Below are 13008 nucleotides of genomic sequence, written 5' to 3' on the forward strand. Positions count from 1 at the left end.
CAGCCGCGCGCCACCGTCTCGCCCGAAATCTCTTTTCGGGCCGGGGGAGCAGCGTCCAGTACAACCCGATCCGGAGTACCGTCCCATGACACGCCTGCTGCAAGTCATTTTCGTACTGATCGTTCTCGTCATTGGCGCAGCGATCATTCTCCCCTTCGTTATCCCCGCCTCGATGTATCGCGAGCGCGTCCAGCTGGCGGCGAGCGAAGCCCTGCACCGCGACATCACCCTGGGCGGTGAACTGCATCTGAGCCTGCTGCCGCGGATCGAGATCCGGGCCAGCACCGTGTCGATCGCCAATGCAGAGGGATTCGGCGACGCCCCGCTGGCGGAAATGGGCGAGATGCGGGTCGCGGTGAAATTGCAGCCCCTGCTCTCCCGGCGGATCGAAATCGCCGAATTCGTGCTGATCGACCCGACAATTCGCCTGCAGCAACGCGGCACGCGCAATAACTGGACGCTGACCGATGCCGCCGCGCCGCCACCCGCGCCCGCCAGTTCGGACGGCTTCCGCCGCCCCGGCGCCCTGCCCCTGGAGGCCAGCTTCGGCGATGTCCGGATCGAGAATGGGTATATCAGCTATAGCGACGGCACCGACAGCCACGACATTTCGGGCCTCAACCTCGTGACGAGCATGCCGTCGCTGGATGGGCCCATCCAGCTCGACGGTTCGCTCAATGCCGATGGCCAACGCATCACGTTCAGCACCCGGGTCGCTTCGCTGCGCGACTTCTTCGAAGGCCGGCAGACCGGGCTCCTGGTCGACCTCAGCGGCAATCTGATCACCGCCCATTTCGATGGCAATTTCCTCGAATCATCCGACCTGTCGATGGACGGCGCCTTCAGCACCGTCATACCTTCGATCCGCAATCTGGCCACCTTTGCCGGCGTGGAGATGCCCGCGGGCGACAGCCTGCGGCGCTTCAGCGCCTCGGGCCGGATTGCCGGAGATCCGCGGCACATCGCCCTCACCGCCAATTCCATCCAGCTGGATGACGTGTCCGGCTCGGGCAATGTGACGGTCAATCTGGACGCAGCGCGCCCGGCGCTGAGCGGCGCACTCACGCTCGCCACCGTTGATGTGACGCCCTTCCTGCCAGACGCCCCTGCCGAGGCGCCGGCCAATACGGCCGACCTCCAGCCCTGGAGTGAGGCCCCGATCGATTTCGCAGGCCTCGGCCTCGTCGACGCCGATCTGCGCCTGACCGTCGGCCTGCTCAAATTCCGCGAGATCGAGGTCAGCGATGCGAGCCTGCGCCTGCAGCTGACCAACCGCCGGATGGAAGCCAATCTGACGCAGATTTCGCTCTATGAGGGCAGTGGCTCGGCATCGCTCGTGGTCAATGCCCGCAGCGCCACTCCGAGCTACTCGTTGCGCGCAGATCTGAGCGGGCTGGACGCCCAGCCCTTCCTCGATGCCGTTGCCGGCTTTGACCGCCTGAGCGGGACCGGCGCGGTCGACTTTGCCTTCAGCACCTCGGGCCAGAGCCAGGCTGCGATCATGCGAAGCCTCGCCGGCAACGGGGAGTTCAGCTTCGCCAATGGCGCGATCACCGGCATCAATATCGCCCAGACCATTCGCAATGTGAGCAGCTTCGTCTCGGGCAATGGCAATGCCAGCTCCAGCGATTCGGAAACGCCGGCGGCGACGGGCGACAATGCCCAAACCGATTTCTCGGCCCTGACCGGCACGTTCAGCGCCTCGGCCGGACGGCTGACCAACCAGGACCTGTTGCTGCTCAGCCCCCTGCTGCGTGTCACCGGGGCCGGCTGGGCCAATCTGCCCGACCAGACCCTGGACTACCGCCTGCAACCCCGCGCTGTTGCCTCGATCCAGGGCCAGGGCGGTGATCGCGACCTGCAGGGCATCACGGTGCCGGTACGTATCCGCGGCACCTTCAATGATGTCTCGGTGGGCGTCGATACCGAAGCGGTGGGCCAGGCCCTTCTGACCGGCGCGATCTCCAATGCGCTGGGCGGCTCGTCTGGCCAGGCCACGACACCGGAAGAAGCGGTTCGCAATACATTGCTGAACGCGCTGGGCGTCGATACCGGCTCCAGCACCGACTCCGATGCCCCGGCAACCGATGAGGACCCGGCGCAACAATTGCTGCGGGGCCTGTTCAATCGCGGTCGCCAGACACAGGACCCGGAGCCGGATGACGGAGCCGATGACGGAAATGGCGGACGTTAGCCCCTGGCGCGGGCAGCCCTTCGGCGCTGCCCGCGACCCCGGAGCGTGCGGCTGGCCGAGCCTGAACGATAAATGAATTGCCCGGTGAAGGCGGGTTCAGCTTCCCTGCGGCAGGTTACTCGCAGTACACTTGTCATTCCTATCCCACGGAGATCACCGATGACGTTACGCTACCGACTGGCTGCCATGGCTGCCCTCGTGCTCGCAGGCACGGCGGGCGCCGCAAACGCCCAGGAGATCATTCTCTACGACCAGCCGAATTTTCAGGGCCAGAGCCTGACGATCAATCGCGCGGTCAGCGACCTGTCCGCAATGCGGTTCAATGACCGCACCAGCTCCATCCGGATCGTTTCGGGCCAGTGGCAATTGTGCGTCGATGCCAATTACGATGGCGGGTGCTTCACCTATACGGGCAATGAAGCCAATCTTGGCCGTTACGACAATATCTACACCGCCTTGCGCCCGATCCTGCCGCAAGCCGGTTCTGGCGGCCGGCCTGGCGGGGAATCGCTGACGCTCTATTCGGGCCCCAACTTCACCGGCCGCGCTGTCGTTCTCAACGAAGCCCAGGCCGACCTTTCGCGTCTTGGTTTCAACGACGCCACTCAATCGATCCGCCACAGCGGCCGCAGCAGCTGGCGCGTCTGTGACGATGCCAATTACGGCGCCCCGTGCATGCAGGTCGATGGTGACCTTCCAACGATCCGGGGCGGCCTTGCCGGCCGGATCAGCTCGGCTGCGCCCGACTATAACGGCTACCCCGGAGGCCCCGGCCGCCCTGGCGGCAATAACGGGCCACAACCCCGCAACGGGGTCTGGCTGTTTGACGGCCAGAACTTCACCGGTCAGCGCGTCGACATCCAGCAGAGCAATCCCGATCTCGACCGTATCGGCTTCAATGACCGTGCCGACAGCCTCGCTGTTGCCCGAGGCGAGACCTGGCAGGCTTGTGAGCATGCCGACTATCGTGGCCGTTGCGAGTATTTCGAGGGCGACAGCGTCGAGGATCTGACGCGCTATTACCTGCGCAACACGATCTCCTCTCTGCGCCGGGTCGATGGCACCTATGGCCAGCCGGGCAACGGTTATCCTGGCCCTGGCGGCGGTGCCGGCTATCCCGGACCGGGCGGAGATCGCGGCATGAATGTGCGCGGCGGTGTTCGTGGTGTCGACACAACCTTCTTCGCGCGTCCCGAAGTGAACGGCATGGGTGTCGATCATTGCCTCGGTGCCGGCGGACGGTTCTGCGACGAGGAAGTGGCCCGGCGGGTCTGCCGCGCTGCCGGCTATAGCCGCGCCGTCCACTTCTCGGTTGAGAATTATTCCCGCAGCCGCACCTGGTATATCGGTGCCAACCAGGAATGCCGTGACGGCCAGTGCGCCCCACTCGTGGACCTGCTGTGCTCTAACTGATCCAGAGCCGGCAGACCTGCATTGCGACAACGCCGTCCCCGCCACCGGGGGCGGCGTTTTGCGATCTGCTGCGCAATGCAAATCAATCATTTCACCAGCGGCCGATGCGGCGTATATTTGGTTACAAACGAAACTAAATCGCGATCAGGAAAACCGCCATGCCCGTCAATGACCCGGTCGTCGCCGAACAGACCCCGGCCGCAGACTTCACGATCGAGCAAAAATGGGATCGCTATACCAGCGAGGAACACGCCATCTGGACGACGCTGTACGAGCGCCAGATGAAAGTCCTCGGCGGGCGGGCGGTGCCGGAGTTTTTCAAGGGACTGGAATTACTGAACCTGAATGAGGGCGGCATTCCCGATTTCCGGCGCGTCAACGAGAAGCTGGAGGCCCTGACCGGCTGGACCGTGGTCACCGTGCCCGGCCTGATCCCGGAGAAGGAGTTTTTCGAACACCTCGCCAACCGGCGCTTCGTGTCCGGCCGTTTCATCCGGGATGGTGAAAAGCTCGACTATCTGCCCGAGCCTGACATTTTCCATGATGTCTTCGGCCATGTCCCCCTGCTCAGCCTGCCGGTCTTTGCCGACTATATGGCCGCCTATGGCCGCGGCGGACTGCGTTCGATCGGCTTCGACGCCATCCAGCAAATCACGCGGCTCTACTGGTACACGGTCGAGTTCGGCCTGATCAACACATCCGAAGGCCGGCGGATCTATGGGGCCGGTATCGTCTCCTCGCGCGCCGAATCGATCTTCAGCCTGGAGGCGCGTTCGCCCAACCGCATCCATTTCGACATCGAGCGGATCATGCGCACGGACTATCGCTATGATGACTTCCAGCAGAGCTATTTCGTGATCGACAGTTTCGAGGAATTGATGGAAGCGACCTATCAGGACTTCGAGTCGATCTACAAGCGCCTGCGCGGCCAGCCGGAACTCAAGCCGACCGAACTCCTCGAGGGCGACAAGGTCTATAGCCGCGGCAGCCAGGAATATGCCCTCGCCGGCGGCCTGCTGGCCAAGGCAGAAGCGCTCTAGGCGGAAACCAGACGGCGCCGGCCGTCGGACAGGGTTTCGACGGTGAGCACCCCACTCGCCGCAACCACGCTCTCAAGCTTGGCGTCCGAGATCGGTTTGACGATATAGAAACTCGCCCCGGCCGCGCGGCAGGCGGCTTCCGTGTCCGGGTTCTGCGCACCGGAATAGACTCCGATCACCGCGTCCGGGGCACTCACCACCACCTGGCAGATGAAGTCGATGGCATCAGCCCCCGACAGGCCGATATCGGTGAGCACGACCACCGGACCGCCCGGATGGGCCGACAGGTGTCCAAGGGCATCGTCCGGCCGGATGAAGCAATGGATGTCCAGATCGAAACCGGCATCCTCGAGATCGGTCCGGAACAGGAAGTGTTCGTCCGGATCATCATCAAGCAATATGAACGGAACGATCTGGCTCAAGCATCTTCCCCATTGCGACCGTGACTGGCACGGCGGGATGACAACCTGATTCGGGGTGAGTGTGCCGATATCTTTACCAAGGATGGGTCAGCCACGCTGGAACGGATAGAAATCCGTACCCAGATCGAGCAAATCCGTCAGCGCATCAAGCGCTTCCCGGCTCTCCACCAGGAGGTTCGGATCGGCCAGATCGGCCGGCAGCAGGGTCTCGCGATAATGCCTGTTGCCCCAGGCATTGAGCGCCTCGAACAGGGCCGGCGTCATCAGCACATTGCCCGAAAGCGCGTTGCGCTCGGCTTCGGTCAGCACTACGCGCAGCCGCAGACAGGCAGGGCCGCCGCCATTGCGCATGGACTGGCGCACTGAGGCAAAACGGACGGCGCCGATCGGACCATTGCCCGCCACCAGCCGGTCGCAATAGGCCCGGGTGGCCGGGTTTTCGCGGGTCTCCTCCGGGGCCAGCAGGACCAGACGGTCCTCACCGGGGATCTGCAGCAGTTGCGAGTTGAACAGGTAGGACGTGATGGCGTCGTCGAGGGAGACCTCGCTGGCCGGCACTTCCACGAACGCCGGCTCGAACAACCCGTCGGCGGCCTTACGGATCGCCGCAACGGCACCGTCGCGGTCCTCGAAGGCCTGCTCATGATAGAACAGGCAGGTGCCGGTCCCGACACAGACCACATCGTTATGGAAGGCTCCGGCCTCGATCGCCTTGCGTGACTGTTGCACCAGCACGGTGCGGGCCGGATCGAGGCGATGACGCCGGGCGATCGCCTCGCAGGACTGGCGTGTCTGGCGAGCCGGGAAACGCCCCTCATAACTGGTTGCGGCATCGCGGCCCCAGACCAGCAATTCAACGCCGGCCGCGCCATGGCTCTCGCACAGGCGGACATGATTGGCAGCGCCCTCGTCGGCGAAGTCCGACTGGTAGGGCAAGGGCTCGTGGACGCAGAAGCGCCCGGTGTCAGCGAAGATCCGTGCCAGGGCACGGCGGGTCTGCGGCGCCTCGATGGCGCGGTGCCCGGTGGTCATGAGATTGGCCGGCGAGAAATGCACACGCCCGTCAGCGCTGTCGGCCGAGGGCGAGACCATGGCGGCATTGGCGGCCCACATGGCCGAGGCCGAACTGGCGCGCCGCAGGAGGTGCGGTGCCTCGCGTCCGACCTTTTCGATGATCGCGCTATCGCTGCCGGAAAAGCCGAGCGCCTTGAGTAGCGGCAGGAAGGGCCGCTCATGCGGCGGCATCACGCCCTGGACCAGACCGATATCGGCCAGGGATTTCATCTTGGCGATACCCTCCAGCACCGCCTCGCGCGGCGAGGACGCCAGGCCTTCGCTGCGCGCACTGGCAAGATTGCCCTCGGAGAGGCCGCCATAATTGTGCGTCGGCCCGACCAGACCGTCGAAATTGGCTTCAATCGCAGTCATGGCCCGGCCCTCTTCCAGCATCAGTCGACGCCCTTGATCGCCATGAATTCCGGTTCCGGAGCGGCCTGGGTGGCCACAGGGAAGGCGCAATAGTCGGCGGCGTAGTAGGCGCTCGGGCGCAGATTGCCGGACTGGCCCGGACCGCCGAACGGCATGTTGGAGGCGGCACCGCAGGTCGGCCGGTTCCAGTTGACGATGCCCGCGCGGCTCTCGACCCAGAAACGTTCCCACAGATCGCGGCTGTCGGACACCAGTCCCGCGGCGAGGCCGTAGGCGGTATTGTTGGCCGCCTGCATCGCGTCTTCAAAGCTCGCAACGCGGGTGACCTGGAGCATGGGGCCGAACACTTCCTCGTCGGGCACCTCGATGCCTGTGACATCCAGCAGGCCAGGCCGCAGGAAGGCATCACCGGGCGCGACGCGCTCGACCTTGCGCAGCGGCGTGGCGCCGAGGGCAATCAGCGCTTCCTGGGCATCAAGCACACCCTGGGCGGCACGCGCCGAGACCAGCGGGCCGATAAAGGGCTGAACCTCGTCATTCCATTTGCCGATCGTCAGCCGGTCGGCGAAATCGACGATGGCGGCGATGATCGCATCACCCTGCTCGCCGCGCGGCACGATCAGGCGTCGGGCACAGGAGCAGCGCTGTCCGGCGGTGATGAAGGCGGAATGCACGGCGATGCTGGCGGCAGCGCGGGCATCGGCCGCATCCCAGATCACCAGCGGATTATTGCCGCCCATCTCGAGCGCGAGCTGGATACCGGTGCGGCCGGCGAATTTCTCATGGATGAATTTGCCCGTGCCCCAGGAGCCGGTGAACAGGACACCGTCGAGCTCCGGATTATCCAGCGCGGCGGCGCCGGTTTCGCGCGCACCCTGGACCATGTTCATCACCCCGGCCGGCAGACCGGCCGCATCCCAGGCGCGGACCATGGCCTCACCGACTCCGGGCGTGATTTCCGAGGGTTTGAAGACGATCGTATTGCCGGCAATCAGGGCCGGGATGATATGGCCATTGGGCAGATGCCCCGGGAAGTTATACGGCCCGAGCACGAACATCACGCCGAGCGGCTTGTGCGCCATGCGGGCAAAGCCGAACGCGGTGTCGGATTCATAGCCGCCGGTGCGCGCAGCATGGGCGGCAATCGAGATATCGACCTTGCCGATCATCGCTCCGACTTCACCTGCGGTTTCCCACAGCGGCTTGCCGGTTTCGCGGGCGATCAGATCGGCGAACTCGTCGCGCCGGCTCTCCAGCTCGGCCTTGTAGCGCTGAACCGCTTCAATCCGCTCGGCCAGCGATGTCCGGCCCCAGGCCGGGAAGGCTGCGCGCGCGGCAGCAAAGGCCTCGGCGACCTCAGCGGCACTGGCCGCACCGCCCTGCCAGACCAGACTATCGTCAGCCGGATTGGTCGAGGTGAAGGTAGCGCCTTGGCCGTCGCGCCAGTTTCCATTGATGAAGTTCATGATCTTACCTCTGCCGGCGCCAGAACCGGGCGCGCTCTCCGTCTCGCAAATCCATCGCCTGCATCACCTCATAGGAGATGCCCAGCACGTCACCATCATCGACCGCCTCGACCGCACAGGTGCGAAAATCCTCCAGCCGGTCGGTCGACAGGATACCTTCAACACCACCGGCCGTGGTCGCGGCCCGCACCGTCACTTCGCGGCTCTCGCGCAGGGTTCGGATATTCTCCGTCCAGTTCGAGACCAGCGGACCACCATCGAAAATGTCGACATATTTGTCGTAGTGGAAGCCTTCCCAGCGCAACAGATTCATCGCCCCGGCGCCATCGCGGTGGGTCTTGCCGATCACATCGCGCACCGATTGCGGCAAGAGATCGACATAGATCAGATGCTGCGGACCGAGATCGAGAATGAACTGGTTGTCGGTCGAGGCACTCAGGCGATCAGCCTCGTCGAAATCCATCCGGAAGAAGGGCCGCGAGACATAATCGAAGAACGGCGAGGAGCCATCATCGAGCACCACGCCGCGCAATTCCGCCAGCACTTTCTCGCCGAAGCGCTCCGGCGCGGCGGCCATCAGCAGATAGCGCGACTGGGCGACCAGGCGCCCGGCCCCGCCGCCACGGCCGGCCTCGGAGACGAAGAGTGTTCCGACTTCGGTGGAACCGGCGAAGTCATTGACCAGCAGCATCGCGTCCATGTCGAAGCGGCGCTGGGCGTCGACCGAATGCTGGGCAATGGTAATGATCTTGAAGTCCCAATAGGGTTTGGAGACACCAACCATCGCCTTGATGGCGGAACAGCCCACGATCTGGCCACTCTCGGTATCCTCCAGCATCAGCTGATAGGTGTCCTCGGTCTGGCCCTTCGGCGTGGAGAGGTAAGCCGCTTCCGACTTCTCCAGCCGTTCAGCCAGCACATCGCGCGTGACGGCCAGGCTGGTGAAACCGGTCCCGGCTTCTTCAGCCAGACGGCTCATGGCATCAATGTCAGATGCCTTGGCGGCACGTACGATCAGCATTGTTTTCCCCGAATAGTCAGTCTTGTTGTTGAACGAGCGCGCGGGCCTCGCGCGCATCGAATTCACCGCGTGCGAATTTCATCAGCATCACGGCGGAAAGCTTGGCCCGTTCGGCAAAGCTCGAAAGCTTCACGATCTCGCGGTCCGAATGGATATCGGCCCCGCGCACACCGAGCGTATCCACATTCGGACAGCCCGCCGCCCACAGATTATTGCCCTCGCAGACACCACCCGTATCCTGCCAGCGAATATCGAGCCCCAGGCTCGACCCGGCCGCGCGGGTCCAGTCGAACATCTTCGCATTGGCGGCGCTCATCGGCTTGGGCGGGCGGGTGAAACCGCCGTGCAGCTCGGCGGCGATGCCGTCGCGGATGCGCACCATGTCCAGCAGGCGTTCGAGTTCGGCCAGCACCCAGATGCGGTCATTATCGGTCTTGACCCGGATATTGAAACGCACAACGGCGTTGTCGGGCACGACATTCGGCGGACCGCCGCCATCGATACGGGCGAGATTGAAGGTCACGTCCTCGCGGCGGCCATTGAGGCTGTCCAGCTCGAGGCCGAAGGCACAGGCGGCGGCAAGCGCATTGCGGCCGAGATGGTGTTCGCGGCCGGCATGGGCGGCGCGACCGGAAAGCTTGAGCGACCAGTTCCCAGACCCTTTACGCGCACCGGCCAGGGAGCCATCGGCGAGGGCCGGCTCATAGGTCATGCCGATATCGGCGCGTGCGCCGATCTCCGCCAAGACCGGGGCCGAGCCGAGCGAGCCGATTTCCTCATCGGGACTGATCAGGACATCGACGCCGATCTGGTCCTTCCAGGGCGAACGCTGCAGACCGAGCAGGCCATGCAGCATCACCAGTATCCCGCCCTTCATGTCGGCGACACCGGGGCCGTTCAGCGTGTCTTCGTCCCACAAGGTCGTGGATTGGAAAGCGCTCGAGAGGGGAAAGACCGTATCGTGATGCCCGGTCATGGCGATGCGAATCGGTGCCTCCGGCCGGATGCGGCAACGGAAGGACGGCGTGTAGGGCTGTTCGTGAACGCGGCCATCCGGTTCGACAACCGTCGAGGGCTTCAGCTCGACTGCCTCGATACGGGCATCATCAAGCTCGCCAAACGCCGTTTCGAGGCAGGAGCGCATGCGCTCAAGCCCCTCCGGATTGCGGCTGCCCGAATTGATCGCCGACCAGGCCTTGACGGTCTCGATCATGGCATCACTGCGCGTATCGACCCAATCGAGGACGGCACGCTCGTCGGCATTGAGCTCCAGTGGATTTTGCATGGCCCAGTGATACTTGTTTAAAACGGGCGGTCTAGCCCCGGCGGACATATCCGCCGGGGCCAGGCCAATTCCGGACCTCAGACCTTGTCGAGGGCCTGTTTCAGATCGGCGATAAGGTCGTCAGGGTTTTCGATCCCGACCGAAACCCGGACCAGACCTTCGGAGAAGCCCTGTCGCTTGCGCAATTCCGGATCGACACCGCGGTGCGTGGTCGAACCGGGATGGCAGATCAGCGTCTCGGTGCCACCCAGGCTGACGGCGAGCTTCATCACCTGCAAGGCATTGAGCATGCGGAAGGCGCTGGCCTCGTCAGCGAGATCGAAGGCGAATGTCGAGCCGGCCGAGGTGCATTGCGCCTTGAAGACGTCAGCATCGCGATTGCCTTCACCGAGGAAGCCGAGATAGCGGACCCGCTCGACCTTGGGATGATCGCGCAGGAAGGCAGCGACCTTCGCAGCACCGAGGGCGGCGGCATCCATGCGGATCTTCACGGTCTCGAGCGAGCGCAGCAGCATCCAGCAGGTGTGCGGATCGAGATTGGTTCCCAGATAGCCGCGCAGGCCCCGCACCAGCGCCATCGGCTCGGACTTGCCCAGCGCCGAACCGGCGATCAGATCGCTATGGCCGCCGACATATTTGGTCAGCGAATAGACCAGCACGTCAGCGCCGAGTTTCAGCGGCGCCTGGCCGACCGGGCCGAGGAAGGTATTGTCGACCACGATCCAGGGGCGCGTGCCCTGCTTCTCGGCAATCATGTCGGCAATGCGGTTACAGGCCGCCAGATCCACGAGATCATTGGTCGGATTGGTCGGGGTCTCGGTATAGATCACGGAGACCGGACCGAGCGCCATGGCGGCCTCGGCGGCCTCGCGGATTTCCGCTTCCGTCGCGGCCGCGAAGAAATCGACCGTCTTGATGCCGTAATTGGGCAGGAATTTGCGCAACAGGCTTTCAGTCCCGCCGTAGAGTGGCGTCGACTGCAGGATGACCGAACCGGCATGGGCCAACCCCATCAGCGTCGTCGAGATTGCGGCCATGCCTGACGAGAAGACGGCGGCCTCCTCGGCTCCGTCATAGAGCGCCAGACGGTCTTCAAGCACTTCCATGTTGGGATTGTTGAAGCGGGAATACATCAGGCCGCCCGATTCCGGGTCACCCGCCTGCGCCTGCCCCAGGGCAACGCGGAAGAAGGACGCGCCCGCTTCAGCCGACTCGAACGCAAAGGTCGAGGTCAGGAAGACCGGCGGCTTGATCGACATTTCCGAGAGCTTGGGATCATAGCCATAGCTCATCATCTGGGTCTCGGGGCTCAGCGTGTGGCCGGCCACGGAATGTTTGCGGTAGGGCTTGTCAGGTTTGCTCATCGGAAGGTCCTCGAAATCGCGCGTGGCGGGGCCGCCCCGCTGCGTATGCGGGCGATTAGAACCAGCTTCTCGCCCGGGTCAAGTCTGCCCTCGCACCCCCGAAAAATGCCTGCCGTCCAGCCCCGGTTTCGCGGTTTTGCGGCATGATTTTTCCAAAAAAAAGGGCGGCCCGGCAATATGCCGGACCGCCCGATTTTTCACATCAGCCTCAGGATTAGTTGAGGACGATGATCACTTCTGCACGACGGTTGAGCGGCTCGCGCACACCGTCTGGCGTTTGAACCGCATTGCGGGTTTCGCCAAAGGCTTCCAGCGAGATCGTGCTGGCCGGGACGCCGAGGCGAACCAGTTCATCACGAACAACGCGGGCACGGCGCTCGGACAGACCCACATTGTAGGATGCTGCACCGGAACGGTCCGTAAAGCCGGCAACCGAAACGCGCGTCACGCCACAGGAACCACGTTGGTTCGAAGCTTGTGCGATAACTGCACGTGCTTGATCCGTCAGGTCCGCACGATCCCACTCGAAGTAGACCGGGAACTGCACATCGTTACACACGACCGCTGGTGGCGGTGGTGGTGGCGGTGGCGGTGGCGGTGGTGGTGGTGGCGGTGGTGGCGGTGGTGGTGGCGGTGGTGGCGGTGGCGCTGCGAAAGCATAGCGCAGACCGATCCAGGCCTCATGACCGGCGAGCGCATCAACGCTTACGCCTGGGTCATAATCCGAACCGCCGGCCGAGAAATACCGGTATTCGGTATCCAGGGTCAGACGCTCGGTCAGGTCCCAACCAACACCGGCCATAACCTGCCAGGCGAATGGGTTGTCGCTGTCCGTCGACACGACATAGTCAGCCGCAGTCGGAGCAACAGGCATCGTGCCCGCAGACCAGCCAGCGAGCGTACCATTGGTTTCGGCAACGCCGACACCGACACCCACGTAAGGATGGTAGGAGCCATTCGGATTAAAATCGAAAATGGCGTTCGCCATCAGCGACCAGATCTGAAACTTGCTGTCGCTGTTCTCAAAGGAACCAACAGCGCCGGTATCATTGAACCGGTGAGCCAGCTCGCCTTCGAAACGGAAGCCGTCAGCCCACTCATAGCCGAGAGCAACGGCTTCGCGCCAATTGCCTTCACCATTGATTTCGCCGTTCAGCGAACCAGAAACATCGGTGTCGCCTGGGCCGCCGTAACCGACAGCGCCACGACCATACCAGCCTTCGTCAGCGAACGACGCAGGAGCCGCTGCCAGGAAGGCTCCGACGGCAACCGCCGTAAAAAGCCGTTTTTTCATCATACCCCCTCCGGAGGCTTTCGCCTCCTTGGTGTGAAAGTGTATTTCCGGAATCGTTCCGGAAAACTCGAAAACACCCAC

The 13008-nt window shown here is 63.8% G+C and carries 10 protein-coding genes; 3 read left to right on the forward strand and 7 right to left on the reverse strand.

The genetic code is table 11. The features are described from left to right. Positions 1-85: 85 nt before the first annotated feature. The 3 genes from ACN0YF_RS07375 to phhA all read left to right on the forward strand — a co-directional run bounded on the left by ACN0YF_RS07375 (position 86) and on the right by phhA (position 4647). Positions 86-2194: an AsmA family protein gene (locus tag ACN0YF_RS07375; protein WP_417493885.1), complete on the forward strand. Its 2109-nt coding sequence runs from the start codon at positions 86-88 to the stop codon at positions 2192-2194. Positions 2195-2353: 159 nt separating this feature from the next. Continuing rightward, a complete protein-coding gene (locus ACN0YF_RS07380; protein ID WP_417483165.1) occupies positions 2354-3607 on the forward strand; it encodes a beta/gamma crystallin-related protein in 1254 nt (417 codons plus the stop codon). A gap of 158 nt (positions 3608-3765) precedes the next feature. Continuing rightward, positions 3766-4647 carry a phenylalanine 4-monooxygenase gene (gene phhA, locus ACN0YF_RS07385; RefSeq protein ID WP_417483164.1) on the forward strand — a complete coding sequence of 294 codons (882 nt, stop codon included), beginning with the start codon at positions 3766-3768 and terminating at the stop codon, positions 4645-4647. Here phhA and ACN0YF_RS07390 read toward each other — a convergent pair. From ACN0YF_RS07390 to ACN0YF_RS07420, 7 genes are all read right to left on the reverse strand, one after another. Further along, positions 4644-5069: a response regulator gene (locus tag ACN0YF_RS07390; protein WP_417493886.1), complete on the reverse strand. Its 426-nt coding sequence runs from the start codon at positions 5067-5069 to the stop codon at positions 4644-4646. The genes phhA and ACN0YF_RS07390 overlap by 4 nt on opposite strands. Before the next feature lie 87 nt (positions 5070-5156). Next, positions 5157-6497 (reverse strand): N-succinylarginine dihydrolase, encoded by a 1341-nt coding sequence (gene astB / locus ACN0YF_RS07395; protein WP_417493887.1) that lies wholly within the window; start codon positions 6495-6497, stop codon positions 5157-5159. A 20-nt stretch (positions 6498-6517) separates the two neighbouring features. Beyond that, the gene (gene astD / locus ACN0YF_RS07400) at positions 6518-7963 is read right to left on the reverse strand and encodes a succinylglutamate-semialdehyde dehydrogenase (RefSeq protein ID WP_417483161.1); all 1446 of its coding nucleotides are present in this window, start codon (positions 7961-7963) and stop codon (positions 6518-6520) included. A 4-nt stretch (positions 7964-7967) separates the two neighbouring features. Continuing rightward, complete coding sequence (locus tag ACN0YF_RS07405) at positions 7968-8984, reverse strand: arginine N-succinyltransferase (protein ID WP_417483160.1); 1017 nt, start codon at positions 8982-8984, stop codon at positions 7968-7970. Between the two features lie 16 nt (positions 8985-9000). Continuing rightward, complete coding sequence (locus ACN0YF_RS07410; protein WP_417483159.1) at positions 9001-10269, reverse strand: hydrolase; 1269 nt, start codon at positions 10267-10269, stop codon at positions 9001-9003. 77 nt (positions 10270-10346) lie between these two features. Continuing rightward, a complete protein-coding gene (locus ACN0YF_RS07415; protein ID WP_417493888.1) occupies positions 10347-11633 on the reverse strand; it encodes a cystathionine gamma-synthase family protein in 1287 nt (428 codons plus the stop codon). Between the two features lie 214 nt (positions 11634-11847). Beyond that, a complete protein-coding gene (locus tag ACN0YF_RS07420; protein WP_417493889.1) occupies positions 11848-13008 on the reverse strand; it encodes an OmpA family protein in 1161 nt (386 codons plus the stop codon).

Source organism: Maricaulis sp. (assembly GCF_048270265.1).
Lineage (GTDB): Bacteria > Pseudomonadota > Alphaproteobacteria > Caulobacterales > Maricaulaceae > Maricaulis.